16 protein-coding genes and 1 pseudogene are annotated in these 20,564 nt (G+C 66.3%); 10 read left to right on the forward strand and 7 right to left on the reverse strand.

Annotation, left to right across the window (positions count from 1 at the left end; translation table 11 throughout):
• Positions 1 to 2: 2 nt before the first annotated feature.
• The 5 genes from bioA to U1H99_RS14715 all read right to left on the reverse strand — a co-directional run bounded on the left by bioA (position 3) and on the right by U1H99_RS14715 (position 5,797).
• Entirely contained in the window at positions 3 to 1,343 is a 1,341-nt protein-coding gene (bioA, locus tag U1H99_RS14695; RefSeq protein ID WP_323142467.1) for an adenosylmethionine--8-amino-7-oxononanoate transaminase, read from the reverse strand.
• A 59-nt stretch (positions 1,344 to 1,402) separates the two neighbouring features.
• On the reverse strand, positions 1,403 to 2,191 hold the full coding sequence (locus tag U1H99_RS14700) for an enoyl-CoA hydratase/isomerase family protein (RefSeq protein WP_323142468.1): 789 nt from the start codon (positions 2,189 to 2,191) through the stop codon (positions 1,403 to 1,405).
• A 15-nt stretch (positions 2,192 to 2,206) separates the two neighbouring features.
• Positions 2,207 to 3,814, reverse strand: a complete 1,608-nt coding sequence (locus U1H99_RS14705; protein WP_323142469.1) for a carboxyl transferase domain-containing protein — start codon at positions 3,812 to 3,814, stop codon at positions 2,207 to 2,209.
• 16 nt (positions 3,815 to 3,830) lie between these two features.
• On the reverse strand, positions 3,831 to 4,283 hold the full coding sequence (locus tag U1H99_RS14710; protein WP_323142470.1) for a YchJ family protein: 453 nt from the start codon (positions 4,281 to 4,283) through the stop codon (positions 3,831 to 3,833).
• 272 nt (positions 4,284 to 4,555) lie between these two features.
• Complete coding sequence (locus tag U1H99_RS14715) at positions 4,556 to 5,797, reverse strand: D-amino acid dehydrogenase (RefSeq protein WP_323142471.1); 1,242 nt, start codon at positions 5,795 to 5,797, stop codon at positions 4,556 to 4,558.
• Between the two features lie 307 nt (positions 5,798 to 6,104).
• Between U1H99_RS14715 and murQ the strand changes: the two genes are divergently transcribed.
• From murQ to U1H99_RS14760, 9 genes and pseudogenes are all read left to right on the forward strand, one after another.
• Entirely contained in the window at positions 6,105 to 6,986 is an 882-nt protein-coding gene (gene murQ, locus U1H99_RS14720; RefSeq protein ID WP_323142472.1) for an N-acetylmuramic acid 6-phosphate etherase, read from the forward strand.
• Positions 6,987 to 7,038: 52 nt separating this feature from the next.
• Positions 7,039 to 8,319: an MFS transporter gene (locus U1H99_RS14725; protein WP_323142473.1), complete on the forward strand. Its 1,281-nt coding sequence runs from the start codon at positions 7,039 to 7,041 to the stop codon at positions 8,317 to 8,319.
• A 4-nt stretch (positions 8,320 to 8,323) separates the two neighbouring features.
• Positions 8,324 to 9,466 carry an acyltransferase family protein gene (locus U1H99_RS14730; RefSeq protein ID WP_323142474.1) on the forward strand — a complete coding sequence of 381 codons (1,143 nt, stop codon included), beginning with the start codon at positions 8,324 to 8,326 and terminating at the stop codon, positions 9,464 to 9,466.
• Between the two features lie 87 nt (positions 9,467 to 9,553).
• Entirely contained in the window at positions 9,554 to 11,104 is a 1,551-nt protein-coding gene (locus U1H99_RS14735) for a glycoside hydrolase family 10-like protein (RefSeq protein WP_323142676.1), read from the forward strand.
• 55 nt (positions 11,105 to 11,159) lie between these two features.
• Positions 11,160 to 12,113, forward strand: coding sequence for an N-acetylglucosamine kinase (locus U1H99_RS14740; protein ID WP_323142475.1), 954 nt, complete (start codon positions 11,160 to 11,162; stop codon positions 12,111 to 12,113).
• A pseudogene (locus U1H99_RS14745) lies at positions 12,110 to 12,967 on the forward strand (N-acetylmuramoyl-L-alanine amidase); the annotation flags it as partial. The gene U1H99_RS14740 and the pseudogene U1H99_RS14745, both read left to right, overlap by 4 nt.
• 268 nt (positions 12,968 to 13,235) lie before the next feature.
• A complete protein-coding gene (locus U1H99_RS14750; protein WP_323142477.1) occupies positions 13,236 to 14,147 on the forward strand; it encodes a LysR family transcriptional regulator in 912 nt (303 codons plus the stop codon).
• Positions 14,148 to 14,149: 2 nt separating this feature from the next.
• On the forward strand, positions 14,150 to 14,761 hold the full coding sequence (locus U1H99_RS14755; protein WP_323142478.1) for a M15 family metallopeptidase: 612 nt from the start codon (positions 14,150 to 14,152) through the stop codon (positions 14,759 to 14,761).
• A gap of 140 nt (positions 14,762 to 14,901) precedes the next feature.
• The gene (locus U1H99_RS14760) at positions 14,902 to 15,618 is read left to right on the forward strand and encodes a hypothetical protein (RefSeq protein WP_323142479.1); all 717 of its coding nucleotides are present in this window, start codon (positions 14,902 to 14,904) and stop codon (positions 15,616 to 15,618) included.
• Between the two features lie 136 nt (positions 15,619 to 15,754).
• On the opposite strand, the gene dacB is transcribed toward U1H99_RS14760, so the two are convergent.
• Positions 15,755 to 17,314 (reverse strand): D-alanyl-D-alanine carboxypeptidase/D-alanyl-D-alanine endopeptidase, encoded by a 1,560-nt coding sequence (dacB, locus tag U1H99_RS14765; protein ID WP_323142480.1) that lies wholly within the window; start codon positions 17,312 to 17,314, stop codon positions 15,755 to 15,757.
• 12 nt (positions 17,315 to 17,326) lie between these two features.
• Positions 17,327 to 18,565 (reverse strand): spore maturation protein, encoded by a 1,239-nt coding sequence (locus tag U1H99_RS14770; protein WP_323142481.1) that lies wholly within the window; start codon positions 18,563 to 18,565, stop codon positions 17,327 to 17,329.
• A gap of 177 nt (positions 18,566 to 18,742) precedes the next feature.
• Here U1H99_RS14770 and U1H99_RS14775 point away from each other — a divergent pair, with 177 nt between their 5' ends.
• The gene (locus U1H99_RS14775) at positions 18,743 to 20,554 is read left to right on the forward strand and encodes an ABC transporter substrate-binding protein (protein ID WP_375341614.1); all 1,812 of its coding nucleotides are present in this window, start codon (positions 18,743 to 18,745) and stop codon (positions 20,552 to 20,554) included.
• Positions 20,555 to 20,564: the final 10 nt, after the last annotated feature.

Raw genomic sequence — 20,564 nt, forward strand, 5'->3', positions numbered from 1 at the left:
CGTCAGCCCGCGATCACCGATTCGAACACCTTGCGCGTGCGCGCGGCCAGGCCGACGATCTCTTCCTCGTTCAGCACATACGGCGGCATCAGGTAGACGGTGCGGCCGATCGGGCGCAGCAGCAGTTCGTTCTCGACCGCGCTGGTGAAGAAGCGGCGCGAGAACGTCGATGCGCGCGCGCTGTCCGGCTCGACCGCGTCGAAGGCCAGGATCATGCCGCGCTGGCGGAAGTTGGTGACGCGCTCGTGGTCGAGCAGCGGCGCCAGTTCCAGCATCAGGCGGGTCGCGGTTTCGCGGTTTTTGGCCAATACGTCGTCTTCCTGGAAGATCTGCAGCGTGGCCAGCGCCGCGCGGCAGGCCAGCGCGTTGCCGGTGTAGGAGTGCGAATGCAGGAAGCCGCGCGTGATGTCTTCGCTATAAAAGGCTTCGTAGATGTTATCCGTGCTGAGCACCAGCGACAGCGGCAGGTAGCCGCCGCTGATCCCCTTCGACAGGCACAGGAAGTCGGGCCAGATGGCGGCCTGTTCGCAGGCGAAGAACGTACCGGTGCGGCCGCAGCCGACCGCGATCTCGTCGGCGATCAGGTGCACGTGGTAGTGGTCGCACAGCTCGCGCAGGCGCTGCAGGTAGAGCGGATCGTGCATCGCCATGCCGGTGGCGCACTGCACCAGCGGCTCGACGATGATGGCGGCGATGGTGTCGGCTTGTTCCGCGAACAGCGCTTCGACATCCTTGACCGCGCGCAGCGCCACGTCCTGGGCCGACTCGCCATCGACCGCATTGCGCGCATCCGGCGACGCTACCGTGCGCGCCGCGCGCAGCAGCGGACCGTAGGCATCCTTGAACAGGGCGACGTCGGTCACGGCCAGCGCGCCGATGGTCTCGCCGTGGTACGACCCCTGCAGGCAGACAAATTCCTGCTTCTTGGCGTAGCCGGCGTTGCGCCAGTAGTGGAAACTCATCTTGAGCGCGATCTCGACCGCCGAGGCGCCGTCCGACGCATAAAAGGCGTGGCCGAGCGCGTGGCCGGTGAGGGCGGCCAGCCGCTCGGACAGTTCGACCACCGGCTCGTGGGTAAAGCCGGCCAGCATCGCGTGTTCCAGCGTGTCCAGCTGGTCTTTCAAGGCCGCGTTGATGCGCGGGTTGGCGTGGCCGAACAGATTGACCCACCACGAGCTGATGCCGTCCAGGTAGCGCTTGCCCTCGTGGTCAACCAGCCACGGTCCCTTGCCGTGATGGACGGCGATCAGCGGCACCTCTTCGTGGTGCTGCATTTGCGTGCATGGATGCCAGACGCTGCGCAGGCTGCGGGCGATCCAGTCGGAGGACGTGGGCTTATTCAAAATTAATCCTAAAACTCTATAAACTATTTAAAACGTAGGGCGGGCACCCCGCGCCCACCCTACGCTATCCATGACGGTTTGCGCTTCTCCAGGAAGGCCGCGACGCCTTCGCGTCCTTCATCGGAAGCGCGAATGGCGGCGATGCGGCCGGCGGTGTCGGCCAGCAGCACGTCGTCGATCGGCAGGCCGGCAATGTCGCGCACCAGCGCTTTCGCTTCGCGCACGGCGTTCGGGCTGTTGCCGACCAGGGCCTTGACGATCTCGGCGACCTTGGCGTCCAGCTGGTCGGCCGGCACCACCTCGTGCGCCAGGCCGAGGCGGTGCGCTTCGCGCGCGTCGAAGCGCTCGGCGCTGAGGAAGTAGCGGCGCGCGGCCTGGTCGCCCATCGCCTTGATCACGTAGGGAGAAATCGTCGCCGGGATCAGGCCCAGTTTTACTTCCGACAGGCAGAAATTGACGCCTTCGGCCACCACCACGATGTCGCAGGCCGCCACCAGGCCCATGCCGCCGGCGTAGCAGTCGCCCTGCACCCTGGCCACCACCGGCTTCGGGCTGTAGTAGATGGTGCGCAGCATGTCGGCCAGGCGCAGCGCGTCGGCTTCGTTCTCGGCCGCGGAATAGCCGGCCATCTTCTTCATCCAGTTCAGGTCGGCGCCGGCGCAAAAAGCGGGGCCGTTCGCGGCCAGCACGATGGCGCGCACGTCCCTGTCCTGGCTGGCTTCGTCGAAGGCCATGGTCAGGTCGGCGATCGCGTTCTCGTTGAAGGCGTTGCGCAGCTGCGGGCGGTTCAGCGTGATGGTCGCGACCTTGTCGGCGACGGTAATCTCGAGGGTTTCATAGGTGTCCATGTCGTTCTCCTCTCGTTACATCCGGAACACGCCGAACTTCGTGTCGTCGATCGGCGCGTTCAGCGCGGCGGACAGGCCCAGGCCCAGCACCATGCGCGTATCGGCCGGATCGATCACGCCATCGTCCCACAGGCGCGCGCTGGCGTAGTAGGGGTGGCCCTGGTGTTCGTACTGGTCCTTGATCGGCTGCTTGAACGCGGCTTCCTCGTCCGCGGACCACTGGCCGGCCTTGGCTTCGATGCCGTCGCGCTTGACCGTGGCCAGCACCGAGGCCGCCTGGTCGCCGCCCATCACCGAGATGCGCGCATTCGGCCACATCCACAGGAAGCGCGGCGAGAAGGCGCGGCCGCACATGCCATAGTTGCCGGCGCCGAAGGAGCCGCCGATGATCACGGTGAACTTCGGCACCGCCGCCGTCGCGACGGCCGTCACCATCTTGGCGCCGTTGCGGGCGATGCCTTCGTTTTCGTACTTGCGGCCGACCATGAAGCCGGTGATATTTTGCAGGAACACCAGCGGGATCTTGCGCTGGCAGCACAGCTCGATGAAGTGGCTGCCCTTCAGCGCCGATTCCGAGAACAGGATGCCGTTGTTGGCGATGATGCCGACCTTCATGCCGAAGATATGGGCGAAGCCGCATACCAGCGTGGTGCCGTACCGCGCCTTGAACTCGTCGAATTCGCTGCCGTCGACGATGCGGGCGATGACCTCGCGCACGTCGAAGGGCTTGCGGGTGTCGACCGGGATCACGCCGTACAGTTCTTCAGCCGCGTACTTCGGCTCTTGCGCCTCGCGCAGCGCACCCTGCAGCGGTTTCACACGGTTCAGGTTCGACACGATGGTGCGCGCCAGCGACAGCGCGTGGGTGTCGTTCTGCGCCAGGTGGTCGGCCACGCCGGACAAGCGGGTATGGACATCGCCGCCGCCCAGGTCTTCGGCCGTCACCACTTCGCCGGTGGCCGCCTTGACCAGCGGCGGGCCGCCCAGGAAGATCGTGCCCTGTTCCTTGACGATGATCGATTCGTCACTCATCGCCGGCACGTAGGCGCCGCCGGCGGTGCAGGACCCCATCACCACCGCGATCTGCGGGATGCCCTTGGCGGACAGGTTGGCCTGGTTATAGAAGATGCGGCCGAAGTGATCGCGGTCGGGGAAGACATCGTCCTGGTTCGGCAGGTTGGCGCCGCCCGAGTCGACCAGGTAGATGCACGGTAAATTGTTCTGCTCGGCGATTTCCTGGGCGCGCAGGTGTTTTTTGACCGTCATCGGGTAATAGGTACCGCCCTTGACGGTGGCGTCGTTGCAGACGATGACGCATTCCTGCCCGCTGACCCTGCCGATGCCGGTGATGATGCCGGCGCTGGGCGCGGCGCCGTCGTACATCTCGTACGCCGCCAGCTGGGAAAACTCGAGGAAGGGCGTGCCCGGATCGAGCAGCATCTGTACCCGGTCGCGCGGCAGCAGCTTGCCGCGGGCGACGTGTTTGGCACTGGCCGCTTCGCCGCCGCCCTGGGCGATGGCCGCGACCCGGGCGCGCAAGTCGTCGACCACGGCATGCATGGCGGCGGCGTTGGCTTTGAAATCCTCGCCGCGCGGGTTGAGTTGACTGTCGATCTGGGGCATTGCGTCTCCTGCGTTTTTATTCGGGGAAACTGCCGTCCAGGTAGAACCAACGCATCTTGCCCTTGAGCTCAGGGTCCGGCTCGCGCACGAAGTTGCTGATTTCGTGCAGGCGCTGGGCGCGGCCGCTCCCCGCTGATTTGAAACGGGCGACGAATTCGACGGTGTCCTGGTCTGGATTATCCGGCAGGTCTACTTTACGTTGACGTAAACGTAAAGCAGATTTTATCTCAAGTCCGAGCCATTGAATCTTTTCATTTTTGTCGATGATCGGCTCAAGCGGCCGGGTGCTCGGATGCCAGGTGGCGCGCAGGTAGTCTTCCTGCTGCATCGTGTAGGCGGTGTAGCGGGAACGCATCAGGGCTTCGGCCGTCGGCGGCAGTTCGGCGCCGGCAATATAGGGGCCGCAGCAGCGCAGGATCGGCGAGCCGCTGCCGCAAGGGCAGGATGGGGTGGGAGCGCGGGTGGACATGGCGGCAATTATCCGCCATTTCTTGTGCCTGAGTCAGGCATAAGGGCTTTTCAGAATCGGGAAGATGGGGCCATCTTGGGTGGCGTTGGTGCAACTTCGGCTAAAGATTGCCGAACATAAATAAAACAGTCGCCAATTATTTTGCAAAAGTTCGGGGTCAGAGCAGAATGCCCGCTGCCAAAAGCGCCATACCACAGCGTTTCCTCGCCATCGATGCGCAAGCAAGCATCAACGCGTGAATCGTCTGCCGCTCAATCTGCTCTGACCCCGAATTAAGCAAGCGTCAATCCGTCCAGCGGGAACGGCGCTTCGTGCCCGCGCATCAGGTCGGTCAGCAGGCTGGCCGTGCCGCAGGCAAAGGTAAAGCCCAGCGGCCCGTGCCCCACGTTCAGCCACAGGTTCGCATACGGCGTTGGTCCGACGATCGGCGCCGAGTTGGGCGTCGCCGGCCGCAGCCCGGCCCAGGGCGTGATGCTGGCGTAGTCGGCCGCGCGCGGCATGGTCTCGCGCACCTGGCGCGTCAGCGCGGCCAGGCGGCGGGCGTCCAGGCGCAGGTCTTCGCCGACCATGTCGACCATCGCCGCCACCCGCAGCTGGTCGCCGATGCGCGCGTACAGCACCTTGCGCTCGAAATCGGTGACGCTGATCCGGGGCGCGACGTCGCCTTCGCGGATCGGCGCGCTCAGGCTGTAGCCCTTGAGCGGGTACAGCGGCAACCGAATGCCGGCCGTCAGTGCCAGCGTGCGGCTCTGCATGCCGGCCGCCAGCACGTAGGCGTCGGCTGCCAGCCGGCCGGCGCTGGTGTCCAGGCCCGTCACGCGGCCACGGTCGGTCACGAGGCGCGCCGCCTGGCCCTGGATAACTCCCCCAAAGCGCGGATGCGCCCGCACGCGCTCGGCCAGCGCCACGCAAAAGGCGTAGCAGTCGGCCACCGCTTCGCCACTGTTATAAATACCGCCGGCCAGGCGATCCTCGACCGCCGCCAGCGCCGGTTCGTGCGCAACGCACTCGGCCGCGCTCCAGACCTGGCGCGTGGCGGCGCCGTCCGCCCTGGCGGTGGCGGCCTCGAACACCTTGCGGCTGCGGTACACCACCAGCTTGCCGGCGTCGCGCCACCCGAATTCGGCCGGCGGCACGACCGGCGCCAGCTGCGCCATGCCACGGCGCGACAGTTCGCCCAGCTGCAGCAGTTTTTGAGTGGTCCTGCGGTTGGCGTCGGCCCGGCAATTGGCGAGGAACGCGGCCAGCCAGCGCCACTGGTGCGGATCGGCCTGCAGGCGCAGGCGCAGCGGACCGTGTTCCTGGAACAGCCAGCGCAGGGCCTTCAGTGGCACACCGGCATCGGCCAGCGGCGACACGTAGCGGTAGCTCAGCTGGCCGCCATTGGCGTAGCTGGTGCCGCTGCCCACCTGCGCCGCGCGTTCGAGCAGCGTGACCCGGTAGCCTGCCTCGAGCAGCCACCAGGCCGAGGTCAGGCCGACGACGCCGGCGCCGATCACGATGATTTGTTGCATCAGGCCACACGATTGATCATTGAAATGACCCGCAAGCTTAAGGGGCCGGCCACCGGCGCGGCCAATGAATGTAGCGACGGCGGGCATAACCGGCGTTCATGTTTGACGTGCGAACGGCTCCCTGTCGCGGCAGTAGGTATCATGCAGGCAGGGACACGGGCTCGGCACACCCTGTCATGACAGCCGCTCCGCATAACTTTTTGGCATGAGCGCGACCGATCCTTTCATGACAGCCTGGTGCGCCTTGCCATTACACTGGTCACATCGATAACGTCGTCACGCACCATCACGGATTGATTGCACTGCGATGCTGAATACCGAAACACCTGCCGCCCAACATCCGTCCCTCGATCAATACCCGACCGTCGAACTGGTGAACGTGCTGGTCGACGACCAGTTCACGGCCGTCGAGGCGGTGCGTGCCGCCGGGCCGCGCCTTGCCGCCGCCGTCACCGCCGCGCTGCCGCGCATGCAAGCGGGCGGGCGCCTGGTCTACGTCGGCGCCGGCACCTCGGGCCGGCTGGGCGTGCTGGACAGCGTGGAACTGTACCCCACCTTTTCCTGGCCGCGCGAACGCGCCGAGGCGCTGCTGGCCGGCGGCAGGGACGCGATGTTCGTCGCCGTCGAAGGGGCGGAAGACGATGCCGGGCAGGGCGCCGCCGATATCGGCCGCATCGGCGTGGACAAGAACGACGTGGTGCTGCTGATCGCGGCCTCGGGCAGCACGCCTTACGTGCTCGGCGCCCTGCGCGCCGCCCGCGCGGCCGGGGCGCTGACGATCGGCTTCGCCAACAATCCGGACGCCCCGGTCGCCCGCGAAGCGGAAATCGGCGTCACCCTCGACACCGGCCCGGAAGCCATCTCCGGCAGCACCCGCCTGAAAGCCGGTACCTCGCAAAAGATCGCCCTGAACACCTTTTCGAGCGCTTTGATGGTGCGTTTGAACAAGGTTTATGGCAACCTGATGGTAGACTTGAAGGCGACCAACGCCAAGCTGGTGCGGCGCGCGATCCGCCTGACGGCCTTTGCCACCGGCGCCGGCGAGGACCAGGCGCGCGCGGTGCTGGAACAGTGCGGCTTCCAGGTCAAGGTCGCGATCGTGGCCTTGTCCAAGAACATCCTGGTCGAGCAGGCGCGTGCCTTGCTGGAGACGACGGGCGGCAGCGTGCGCGCCTCACTGGCCACCTGACCGCCTGGACCGTTCCCGGGGCGCGTGGTCCGAGTTCGACCACGAAAGAATTATGCAAACTTCGCAAGCAAAGAACCCGTGGCTGTGGGTGCCCTCGCTCTACTTCGGCCAGGCGATTCCCTACATCGTCGCCAATAACCTGTCGGTCGTGATGTACAAGGACATGGGCGTGTCCAACACCGACATCGCCTTGTATACCAGCCTGCTGTATCTGCCCTGGGTGATCAAGCCGCTGTGGTCGCCGTTGGTCGACCTGCAAGGCACCAAGCGCGGCTGGACCGTGTCGCTGCAACTGGTGCTGGCCGCCGCGCTCGGCGCGGTCGGGGCGACGCTGCACCTGCCTGCCTATTTCATGATCAGCCTGGCCGTGATGTGGGTCATGGCCTTCGCCTCGGCCACCCACGACATCTCGGCCGACGGCTTTTACATGCTCGGCCTGCGCCAGCAGCAGCAGGCATCGATGGTCGGCGTGCGTTCCACCTTTTATCGCCTCGCGACGCTGGCCGGGCAGGGGCCGCTGGTGGTGCTGGCCGGGGTGCTGGCGGTGTCGCTGGGCGACGTACGCCAGGCCTGGGCCATCGTGTTCTTCGTGCTGGCCGGCCTGTTCCTCGCCTTGTTCGCCTGGCACCAGAAGATCCTGCCGCGTCCGGACGTGGACCACCAGGCTGCCAGCGGCGGCAATGTGGCGGGCAGCGGTCTGCTGGAAGGTTTCGGTAAAACCTTCGCCACCTTCTTCGCCAAGCGCGACATCTGGCTGATCCTCGGTTTCATACTGACCTTCCGCCTGGGCGAGGCCCAGCTGCTGAAACTGATCGCGCCTTTCCTGAAGGACCCGCTGGACAAGGGCGGCCTCGGCTTGACCACCGTGCAGTACGGCCTGGCCTACGGCACCATCGGCATCGTCGCGCTGACCGTCGGCGGCCTGTGCGGCGGTTGGCTGATTTCGCGCCTGGGCCTGAAGCGCTGCCTGTGGCTGATGGTGTTCGCGGTGCACCTGCCGGACCTGGTGTTCGTCTACCTGTCGCAGGTGCAGCCGCAGAACTTCGGCGTGATCTGCGGCTTCCTGGCGATCGAGCAGTTCGGCTACGGCTTCGGCTTCACCGCGATGATGATGTACATGATCATGGTGGCCGATGGCCCCTATAAGACCGCGCATTACGCCATCTGCACCGGCCTGATGGCGCTGGGGATGATGGTGCCGGGGATGTGGAGCGGAAAGCTGCAGGAAATGATCGGCTACCAGCATTTCTTCGTGTGGACCTGCCTGGCGACGATCCCGGCGTTCATCATGGCGGCGCTGGTGAAGATCGATCCGGAATTCGGAAAGAAATAGATCCATGCATGCCACGACCGGCCGGCTGGCCTCGCTCGATGCGTTCCGGGGCTTCACAATTGCCGCCATGGTGCTGGTAAATAACCCCGGCGACTGGGGCCACCTGTATGCCCAGCTCGCGCATGCGCACTGGAACGGCTGGACCTTCACCGACTGCATCTTTCCATTTTTCCTGTTCATCGGCGGCGTTGCGATGGCGCTGTCGCTGGGGCGACTGAGCGCCGCCGGGGCCGACAAGCCGCGCCTGCTCATCAAACTGGCAAGACGGGCGCTGCTGATCTTCCTGGTCGGTTTCCTGCTTAACCTGGTTCCCCATTTTAATGTCGACAGTGTACGCATACCCGGCGTGCTACAGCGCATCGCCCTGTGCACGCTGCTGGCGGCGCCCATCGTGGTGTATTGCGGCTGGCGCGCCCAGCTGGCGATCATCGGCGCGCTGCTGGCGCTGTACAGCTTGCTGATGCTGTGGGTGCCGGTGCCCGGGATCGGCGCCGGCGTGCTGGCGCCGGGGCAGGACTTCGGCGCCTGGGTCGACCGCGCGCTGTTCGGCAACCATTTGTGGGCGAGTTCAAAAACCTGGGATCCGGAAGGACTGGTATCGACCCTGCCCGCCCTGTGCAGCCAGTTGTTCGGCGTGCTGGCCGGGCGCTGGCTGGGGTCCGGCGTACAGCGCACCGAACAGACCGTATGGCTGTTGCTGGCCGGCCTGGCGTGCCTGGGTGTGGCGGCGATTTTGGATACACTTCTGATGCCCATCAATAAAAGCCTGTGGACGCCGTCGTTTTGCTTGCTCATGACCGGCTGGGCGGCGATCGTGTTCGCGGCGTTTTACTGGCTGCTGGACGTCAACCCGTATGCGGCGCTGCGCACGGCGGCGGCGCGCTGGACTTGGCCCTTTGTCATCTACGGCATGAATGCGCTGTTCATCTTTGCGATGTCGGGATTGGTCGCCAACATGCTCGGGTATGTAAAATTCGCCCAGCCGGACGGCAGCCTGCGTTCTGCCGGGGAAGTGCTGTACGCGCCGATCGCCGCCCTGCCCATCGGGGCCGTGAATGCCTCGCTGCTGCACGCGCTGCTGTTCGATGCCTGCATGTTCCTGCTGGCCTGGGGCATGTGGCGGCAACGGTGGTTCGTCAAGGTTTGACAAGATTTAACAAGCGGAGCGGTTTTGCAACTCGATCAGAAACAAAAACAACGACGCGCATTCACACTGGCCGGCGTGGCCGGTGCGATGGCGCTGAGCGGCCTGTTCTCGGCCTGTACCAGCACGCAGCCCGGCATCGCGCCGGTGGCGACCGGCGGCACCGGTAGCGATGTGCCGCCGCCCGCACCGCGCGAATTCCGCGCCGCCTGGGTTTCGACGGTCGCCAACATCGACTGGCCCAGCAAGCCGAACCTGAACGCGGAAAAGCAGCAGGCCGAGGCCATCGCCATCCTGGACCGCGCCAAGGCGCTCAACCTGAATGCGATCGTGCTGCAGGTACGCCCGTCGGCCGACGCCATCTACCCGTCCAAGCTGGAGCCGTGGTCGGAATATCTCACCGGGCTGCAGGGCCAGGCGCCGCAGCCGTGGTACGACCCCTTGAAATTCTGGATCACGCAGGCGCACGCGCGCGGTCTCGAGCTGCACGCCTGGTTCAATCCCTACCGCGCTCGCAACAACGGCGCGCGCTCGCCGGCGGCGCCGAACCACATCACCCGTACCAACCCGGCCGCGGTGAAGAGCTACGGTAAATACCTGTGGATGGATCCGGGCGAGGACAGCGCGGTCAAGCAGACGCTGGACGTAGTGCTGGACGTGGTGCGCCGCTACGACATCGACGGCGTCCACATCGACGATTATTTTTATCCGTATCCGATCGAAGCGCCGGGCGCCAGCGGCGCCGAGAGCCTGGCGCTGGAAGGCAAGGCCGGCAAGGGCGAGCTGGACTTCCCGGATGGCCCATCCTTCCAGCGCTACGTCAGCGGCGGCGGCAGGCTGGACCGCGCGGGCTGGCGCCGCCAGAACGTGAATAAACTGATCGAAGCGCTGAACGAAGAGATCCACCGCGAAAAGAGCTGGGTGCGCTTCGGCATCAGCCCGTTCGGCATCGGCCGCCCGGACCGCCGCCCGCATGGCATCAACGGCTTTTCGCAGTACGACAAGCTGTACGCGGATGTCGAGACCTGGCTGCAGAACGGCTGGCTCGATTATTTCACGCCGCAGCTGTACTGGGCGATCCGCCAGCCGGGCCAGGCCTACGGCACGCTGCTCGACTACTGGGTCACCCAGAACACCCGCGGCCGCCACCTGTGGCCGGGCCTGTTCACCAGCCGCATCGGCGCGGCCAGTAAGGAATACCTGCCGCAGGAAATCGTCGAGCAGATCGGCGTCACGCGCACGCGCCCGGCCGCGTCCGGCCACGTCCACTTCAGCATGGTCGCGCTGATGCAGAACCGCAAGGGCATCGGCGACCAGCTGCGCGCCGGCTGCTATTCATCGCCGGCGCTGGTGCCGGCCACGCCCTGGCTCGGCAAGACCACGCCGGGCACGCCCTCGGTCGCGGCCGTGCGCAAGGGCAATGGCGTGCTGCTGAAGCTGGCCGCCGGCAGCGCCAACGCGACCTATGCGATCTGGTCGCGCCATGGCGGCCGCTGGCAATTCGCGGTGGCGCCAGCGTCGCGCGTGGACTGGACGGTGCCGGACGACGTCAAGCTGGGCCCGGCCGACGCGGTGGTGGTCAGCGCGGTCGACCGCCTCGGCAACGAAAGCGCGCGCGTGCAGGCCTGGCGCAGGGCGTAAACACCCTCATTCATGCGCGGCGGATCGGCGCGACGGCGTACACTTCGCTTTGATCATGATTCATTCACAATACGCACCGGGGTCCGGGTTGGCTGCCGAGTTCGGTCTCGGCATCGACGCCGGCGGTACCGCCACCCGCTGGGCGCTGGCCGCACCCGGCGGCGCCATCGTGGCCGAAGGCAGCGTGGATGGCCTGTCCGCGCTGCAGATGAGTAGCCAGGCCGGGCGCGATGCGGTGCAGGCGACCTTTGCCCGGCTGGCGCTGGCGGTGCTGCCGCACGGTGCGCCGGCGCGCGTGTGGGCCGGCCTGACCGGCTTCGGCGGCGACAGCGAACTGCTGCAACGCTGGCTGGCCGAGCTGCTGCACCTGGCGCCGGCGGCCATCCACTTCTGCAGCGACATCGACATCGCCTACCGCGCCAGTTTCGACCTCGGCGCAGGCTACCTGGTGTACGCCGGCACCGGCTCGATCGGCGCCTTCATCGACACCGACGGCCAGTTCCACCGGGCCGGCGGCCGCGGCGTGGTGCTGGACGATGGTGGCGGCGGCTTCTGGATCGCGCGCGAGGCCATGCGCCACATCTGGCGCAACGAGGACGAGCGGCCCGGCGCCTGGCGCACCTCGCCGATGGCGCGGGCGGTATTCGACTACGTCGGCGGCGACGACTGGGCATGTTCGCGCCAGTTCATCTACGGCCAGGAGCGCGGCGCCGTCGGCAAGCTGGCGCTGGCGGTGGCCGCCAGCGCGGAACAAGATCCGGTCGCGGCCGACATCCTGCGCGAGGCCGGCCGCGAACTGGCGCGCCTGGCCCGGGCCTTGACCAGCCGCTTCGGTCCGCGTCCGGTGACGCTGTCCGGGCGCGCGGCCGGGCTGCATCCGCTCATCCTCGACGCCATGCGCGCAGGCCTGGCGCCGGATACCGTACTGACCCAAGCCACAGCCGGCGCCCACCATGCGGCCGCGCGCCTGGCACTGACCCCAATCAACAACAATACGAACCCACCATGAAGACTCTCGTTGCCACCTTGCTGCTTGCCCTGCTGGCCGGCTGCGCCACGCCACCGTCCGGTCCGCAATACGACCATACCTACACCGCCAAGGGCCAGGCCAGCCGCGCGCGTTTCCTGGTGCTGCACTACACCGTGGGCGACCGCGCCTCCTCGCTCACCACGCTGACCCAGCAGGAAGTCAGCGCGCATTACCTGGTCACCGACGACCCGGTCCCGCACATCTACAACCTGGTCGACGAAAAGAACGCCGCCTGGCATGCGGGCAACTCGAGCTGGAAGAACTTCACGCAGCTGAACAACAGCTCGATCGGCATCGAGATCGTCAACCCGGGCTGGAAGGATACCCCGAGCGGGCGCGTCTACGCGCCGTTCGCGCAGTCGCAGATCGACGCCATCATCCCGCTGGTGCGCGACATCGTCACGCGTCACCACATCGCGCCGGAAAACGTGCTCGGCCACAGCGACATCGCGCCGCTGCGCAAGCAGGACCCGGGTCCGATGTTCCCGTGGCGCCAGCTGGCCGCCGCCGGCCTGGTGGCCTGGCCGGACGCCAACCGCGTCGCCGCGCTGACGCCGATCTTCCAGGTGCAGCTGCCGGACATCGCCTGGTACCAGAAGAAGCTGGCCACTTGGGGCTACGGCCTGGTCCAGTCCGGCAACCTGGACGAGCAGACCCGCACCGTGCTGTCCGCTTTCCAGATGAAATACCGCCCAAGTAACATCGACGGCTTGCCGGACCTGCAAACGGCGGTGCTGCTGGAAGCGCTGACCAATCCGCGCGGCGCCCTGCCGCAACCGTTCCCGGCGCCGGCGCCGCATTATCAGTACCAGCCGGTGCAGCCGCAGCCGCAGTACCAGCCGGCACAGCCGCAGCCACAGCCACAGCCGCAGTATCAGCCGGTACAGCCGCCGGCACCGGCCACGCAGCCGCAGTCCGCACCGACCACGCCGCCGCTGCCGACCACGCCGCCGGCCACGGCGCCGGGCAGCCCGACTGTCGTTCCCGCAACACCGCCGGTGCCGGTCCAGCAGTGAGGCTTTTCCGCCGGGCGGGTTTTCCGCTAAGCTTGGCAATGCCGCGCGCTTGACGCGCGGCGGTCGTCCAAGCCAAGGAACAGCGATGCGTCTGCGTCATATCGAAGTTTTCCACGCCATCATGCAGGTGGGTACCATCAGCGGCGCCGCCCAGGTGCTGCACATCTCCCAGCCGGCGGTGACCAAGGTGCTGCAGCACGCCGAGCTGCAGCTGGGCATGCCGCTGTTCGAGCGCGTGCGCGGCAAGCTGTACCCGAAGCCGGAAGCGCACCGCTTGTTCGCCGAAACCGAAAAGCTGCACCGCGACCTGCAAGGCATCCGCCGCCTCGCCGCCAGCCTGAAAAACCGCGCCTGCGAGACGGTGCGCCTGGTGGCCACGCCCACCGTCGCGATCAGCGTGCTGCCGGCCGCGCTGACCGACTGGCGCCGCGATTTCTCGCAGACCCGCTGCGAACTGGCCACTTTTCATACCAGCGAGATCGTGAACGCCCTGCGCCTGGGCGAAGCCGACCTCGCGCTGTCGCTGCAGGATCCGCGCCACCCCGGCATCGAGGCCGAAGCGATCGCACAGGGTGCGCTGACCGTGATGGCGCCGGCCGGCACCTGGAGCGAAGCCGAATGCGCCGAACCGGTCACGCCGGCGGCGCTCATCGACAGCATGCACGGCGAACTGATCGGCCTGGCCGACGGCGACCCGCTCGGCGAGATGGTGGTCGCCGCCTGCGAAGCGCAGGACGTGCGTCCGGTCTTCCACACCGTGGTGCAGACTTACCAGATCGCGCGGGCACTGGTGGAAGCGGGCGCCGGCTGCGCCGTGCTCGATCCGTTCACGGCCGCGTCCGGTACGCGCGACAAGGTGCAGTGCCGCCCGTGGGCACCGGCGCTTCCGGTACAGCTGTACCTGCTCACCGCCAGCCATGCGCCGCTGTCGCACGGTGCGCGCGAACTGGCCAACTGCATCGGCGCCACCGCTCGGGCACTGATCGAAAAGAGATGACGATGGGTTTGAGCATAGCCAGCGAAGACATCGGCGGCGATCCGGCGTTCCGCCACCTGTCCACGGTCGCCGGCATCGGCGTCGACCTGCGCTACGCGACGCCGTACAATTTCACCGGCCGCGATCTGTATTCGCCGTTCGACTGCGCCTGGCTGCACCGCGACGCCGCCGTCGCGCTCGAGCGGGCGGTGGCCTGGCTGGCGCAGCACGCGCCCGGCCACACGCTGCTGGTGCTGGACGCCCTGCGTCCGCAGCGCGTGCAGCAGCAGCTGTGGGATGCGCTCGACGGCACCGAGCTGCGCATCTACCTGGCCGACCCGGCGCGCGGCTCCATCCACTCCTACGGCATGGCGCTCGACGTCACGCTGCTCGATGCGGCAGGCCGTGAGCTCGACATGGGTACCGGTTTCGACGACATGACGGAATTGTCGCACCCGGCGCTGGAAGAAGGCTTCCTGCACGCCGGGGCGCTGACCGACCAGCAGGTGGCGCAGCGCCGCCTGCTGCGCGCCGCCATGGTCCAGGCCGGCTTCGTCGGCATCAATACCGAGTGGTGGCATTTCGATTGCGGCGACCGCGACCATGTGCGCCGGACTTTCCGCCGCGTGCTCTGACCGGAACCCACGCCGCTGTCGCGCCACGCTGACGCTCAAGCCAAACGCTTGAGCAAACGCAGTCTGCGCCGCATCCCTGGCTGGAAAATCCCACCATCAATGCAGGGCGGGTAACCGTCCCCAAAACATGGGAGGTGCGTATGAAAGGCTCGATATTGGCGGGTGCCGGCATGCTGGCGGCCATGGCGGCGCTGGCCACCGGCTGCAGCACCGGCAACGGCGGCAACAACCTGGCCGCACGCGACACGACGGTCGAGTACTACCGCGTATTCGACATCAAGACCGAAGCCCCCGCCGAAACGGTGGCCAAGGCCGCCAGCAACGGCATCAACCGCAACGTCAAGGATGCCCAGGTCGCCACGCCGGCCGGGGTGCAGGTCACCGAGCTCCCGGGCCACTTCAAGATCGCCGATCCGACCCCCGCGGCGCCGGGCACCGCCGTCGACAAGGGCCCGAGCTGCGACGGCGCTTCCTGGACCGCCAAGGCCGCGCCCAAGGTGCACGGCAGCGACAACATGAACCTGGTCGCCTGCCTGTTCCCGTACAAGAGCGGCTACCACCTCGACATGTACGCGGTCTTCACCAAGCCCGAAGGCGGCTGGCTGGCCTGGCCGCGCCGGGTCGGCGGCATGGTGCTGGGCACCCCGGAAAAATTTACCGAATCGACCATGATGGACCTGGTGCGCGCGATCCGCGAAGGCACCGGCGCCAATGTGACGCTGGTCGAGGCCAAGCCGAACCTGGCCGGTACGCCGTGGCTGGAGCCGGGCAAGAATGGCAGTGCGCAGGCCAGTACGGCTGCGCCGGCAACACCGGCGGCAGCGACAGCGGCACCCGGTACGCCACCTGCACGGTAGGGTGGTGCGGCTCGACCGTTACCAGCTGATCAGCCCGTACGGATGCGCCGCCCACGCAGTGATGCGCCGTCCATGCTGTCGCGTGGACGGCGCATGCGCTCAGGCAGATTTATCTGCAAGGGTCGAGCCGTCCACCCTACGGTTGCGTGGCCGGAACCGGTTGCGCTGCCGGCAGCGCTGGTGCCGCCGACAGCGCCTGTATCGGCTGCACTGGTTGTACAGGCTGCGCCGGTTGCGGCCCATCCATCCGCGCCACCCAGTCGACCAGCGTGTCCAGCACGGTGCGGCCACGCCCGTTGCTGACTAGGTCGCTGTTGATCATGGCCACCACGACGCACTGGCGTCCGCTCGCATCCGGCACATAGCCGGCCAGCGCCACCACATTCTTGAGGGTGCCGGTCTTCATGCGCGCGCGGCCCGCCGCCGGGCTGTCGTGCAGGCGGCGGCGCATGGTACCGTCGATGGCGACGATCGGCATGCTGGCCTGGAATTCGGGCGCCCAGTTGCTGCGCTGGCCGGCCAGCAGCACGCCGGCCAGCTGCACCGGGGTGACGCGCTCGATGCGCGACAGGCCCGAGCCGTTTTCCAGCACCAGGCCGGTGTCGTCGATGCCGTGGGCGCGCAGCCAGGTGCGCACCGTGGCCTGGGCCCGCGTCAGGGTCGGCTCGAGGCTGCCCGGCAGCGGGCGGCTGCCCAGCACCGGGTCCGGCGCCAGGGCGCCCAGGCTCAGGAACAGGGTGCGCGCCAGCAGATTGTCCGAGGGTTTGTTGGTGTCGCGGACCAGTTCCGGCAAGGCGCGCGACACGTGTTCGGCCAGCAGCTTGGCATCGGATGGCGCCGCGCCTTCGATCGTGCTGCCGTCGATGGTGCCGCCGAGGGCGGACCAGGCGGTACGGACCATGCGGCCGACGTACTCCTGGCGGTCGACCACGTTGATCGATTCGCTGGCCACGCAATTTTTCGGGAAGGTCCCGTGCAGCATCACGCGCAGGCGCCCGTCTGCGCCGGTCTGGACGTCCGGGTGCTGCCAGCCGGCGTCCCAGTTGCCGCAATCGCCGTTCACCAGGCGCATGTCGGACTCGACCGTCACGCCATCCATTTCCGGCAGTGCGGCAATCTTCAGGCGGCCGCTGGTGGAACGCAGGTCCAGCTGCAGCATGTTCTTGTTGAGCAGCAGGGCGTCCGGAATGACGTTGTAATAGGACTCGGGCGATTCGTCGAAAGGCGGCGCGCCGAGGTCGGCACGCGCCGGGTTGAACAGCTGGCGGTCGAGCACCAGGTTGCCGTCGATCCGGCGGATGCCCTGGTAGCGCAGGCTGCGCAGCATGGTGCTCAAGGCTTCGGTCGTGAAGTCGATGTCGGCGCCGCCGCGCAGCACCAGGTCGCCCTTGAGCGTGTCGCCTTGCACCTGGCCGTTGCTGCGCAGCTCGGTGCGGCCGCGGAACACCGGCCCCAGCACGTCCAGGCTGACCAGGGTCGTGATCAGTTTCATGGTCGAGGCCGGATGCACCGGGCGGTCGGCCAGGTGCGACAGCACGGTCTGGTTGTCGCGCAGGACCACCGCGCTCAGCGCCTCCTCGGGAATCGTGGTGCTGCGCAGGGCGCTAACCACCGGTGCCGGCAACTGGGCCTGGGCCGGCAGCCAGGCGGCCAGCAGGGCAGGAAAGGCAAGGGCAAGGAGTCTGCTTCGGAACATGCTCATCCTGATTTATCCAAAGAACACATAGGCGACGGAAATGGCGGCGGCGATACCGGCGAGGTCCGCGATCAGCCCGCACGAAATGGCGTAGCGCGTCTTGCGCACGCCCACCGAGCCGAAATACAGGGCGACGATATAAAAGGTGGTGTCGGCCGAACCCTGGAAGATGCAGGCCAGGCGGCCGACGAAGGAATCCACGCCGTAGGTCTTCATGGCGTCGATCATCAGCGCGCGCGAACCGCTGCCCGACAGCGGTTTCATCAATGCGGTCGGCAGTGCCGGCGTAAAGGCGGTGTCCAGGCCCACCATGCGGATCACCCATTCCAGGCCCTGCACGACAAAGCCGAGCACGCCCGAATTGCGGATCACGGAAATCGCCACCAGCATGCCGACGAGATACGGAATGATGGTCAGCGAAGTCTGGATGCCGCCCTTGGCGCCTTCGATGAAGGCTTCATAGACGTTCACGCCCTTGCGCAGCGCACCGACGATGAACACGACGATGATCGTGAACAGGATCAGGTTGCTCGCGACCTTGGACACGGTCTCGATTTCCGGCTTGGTCAGGTAATTGGTGAAGTAGAAAATCATCAGGCCGATCGCGGCCGTGATGCCGCCCAGCCAGCTCAGCACCACGCCATTGATCAGGTTGATGCGCTGGCGGATCGACACCGCGATGATGCCGGCCACGGTGGCGACATAGGTCGCGACCATGCAGGGAATGAAGATGTCGGACGGGTCTTTCGCACCGAGGATGGCGCGCTGGGCCATGATGGCGAGCGGAATCAGGGTCAGGCCCGAGGTATGCAGCACCAGGAACATGATCTGCGCGTTGCTGGCGGTATCTTTCTGCGGGTTTAAGCTCTGCAGGCTTTCCATGGCCTTCAGGCCGAACGGCGTGGCCGCATTGTCCAGGCCCAGCAGGTTGGCCGAGAAATTCATCACCATGTGGCCGGTGGCCGGGTGGTCTTTCGGCACGTCCGGGAAGATGCGCGAAAAGAAGGGAGAGATGAGTTTCGCCAGCCAGCCGATGGCGCCGGCCTTTTCGCCGACGTTCATGAGGCCGAGCCACAGGGTCATCACGCCGGCCAGCGGCAGGGCGATGTCCATTACCGCCATCTTGGACGAGTCGAAGGTGCCGTCGATGATGCGCTTGAAGATTTCAGTATCGCCAAGAAAGATCCATTGGGCGAGCGCCGCAATAAAACCAACCAGGAAGAAGCCGATCCAGATGTAATTCAGTGCCATGGGAAATGTCGTTCGGGTCGCGTGCAGGGAAGAGTATAGGCGCACAGCCCGCTGCCACGATGAAAGAATGCTGCAAGGCTATGTTTAAAAGTTATATTGCGTGGCCTGTATTGCCGCTGGATGCGCTTGGCGGCGCTTCCGCGGCCTATAATTCGCAACGCCTCCTGGACCTCTGCCATGCCGATCTTCCGCCCCGCTGCCGTTACCGTTGCTGCCCTGTTGTCGACCCTGCTTCATGCCGCGGCCGTTCCGGTACTGGCCGCTACCACCGCCGCCGCCGCCGGCGAGGGCAAGGTGCTGCACATGTTCCTGTCCACCAGCGAAGCCGGCCTCGACCCGGCGGTCGGTTCCGACCTCGCCAGCCTGTCCCTGCTGGAAAACCTGTTCGATCCGCTGTTGCGCTACGACTACCTGGCGCGCCCGCTCAAATTGCAGGGCAATACGGCAACCGCGCTGCCGACCGTGGAGGAGGGCGGCCGCAGCTACACCTTCCACATCCGCCCCGGCATCCATTTCACGCCCGACCCGGCGTTCAAAGGGAAGCAGCGCGAAGTGACGGCCCAGGATTACGTCTACAGCCTGACGCGCCTGTACGATCCGGCGCTGAAATCGCCGTGGTCCTTCCTGTTCGACGGCAAGCTGCTGGGCGATGCTGCCCTGAAGACCAATTTCAGCGTCGACACCCGGATTCCCGGCCTGCAGGCGCTCGACCGCTACACGCTGCGGATCCGACTAGTCGAGCCTGACAACAATTTCCTGTTTTATATGGCGACCCCGGCCACCGGCGTGGTGGCGCGCGAAGTGATCGAGGCTTACCCGGGCCAGGCCGGCAACCACCCGGTCGGTACCGGCCCCTTCATGCTGGGCGAGTGGAAGCACAGCGACCGCATCGTCCTGCTGAAGAATCCGGCATCCACGGCGGTATTCCACGGCACGCCGGCCAACACACCCGCCGACAAGGCGATCGATGCGGCACTCGAGGGCAAGACCCTGCCACGCGTGGACCGGGTCGAAGTCAAAATCGCGGAAGAATTCCAGGGCCGCATGCTGGGCTTCCTCAACGGCGAATACGATTACCTGGAGCAGGTGCCGGAATCGATGACGGAGATGGTGATCCGCGACGGCAAGCTGAAGCCTGAGCTGGCCGCGCGCGGCATGGAACTGTACCGCTTCCCGGTGCTGCAGACCTATTACATGTGGATGAACATGCAGGACCCGCTCATCGGCGGCTACGGCAAGGACAAGCTGGCGCTGCGGCGCGCGATCGCGCTGAGCTACAACAGCGCGGAAGACATTGCGCTGTTAAAAAAAGGGTTTGCGATCAAGGCCGAATCGCCGCTGCCGCCGAACGTGCTCGGCTACGATCCTGGCTACCGCAGCCCGGTCCGCTATGATCCGGCGCTGGCCAACGCGCTGCTCGACAAATATGGCTACGCCCGGCGCGACCCGGGTGGTTTCAGAACGCAGCCGAACGGCGCCAACCTGACCTTGCAGATGAGTAGCGAAGCCACGGTCAGCGGCCGCCTGCGCGACGAACTGTGGCGCAAATGCCTGAATGCGATCGGCTTGCGGGTGGTATTCAAATCGGACAAGAAGACCGAGATCATCAAGGCCTCGCGCCTCGGCAAGGTGCAGATGTTCGAAAGTAACTGGGTGGCCGACTTCCCGGACGGCGAGAATTTCTACCAGCTGCTGTACGGCCCGAACGCCGGCCGCGCCAATTACGCGCGCTTCGATCTGCCGGCCTATAACGAACGCTACGAACAGGCGCGGCTGCTGACCGACGGTCCGGCCCGCCAAAAGCTGTACTTCGAGATGAACCAGCTGATCCACGCCTACAACCCGTGGGTGCCGCTGACCCAGGTGCTGTCGGCCGATATCCGCCAACCGTGGTTGAAAAACTACAAACGCCACCCGGTCGAATTGACGCAGTGGCGTTATCTGGATGTCGATGTTGCAGAAAGAGCACGCACGCTCCGGGCAAAGTGATTCTTTTGCC

The organism is Massilia phyllosphaerae, from assembly GCF_034659755.1.
GTDB classification, from domain to species: Bacteria; Pseudomonadota; Gammaproteobacteria; order Burkholderiales; family Burkholderiaceae_D; genus Telluria; species Telluria phyllosphaerae.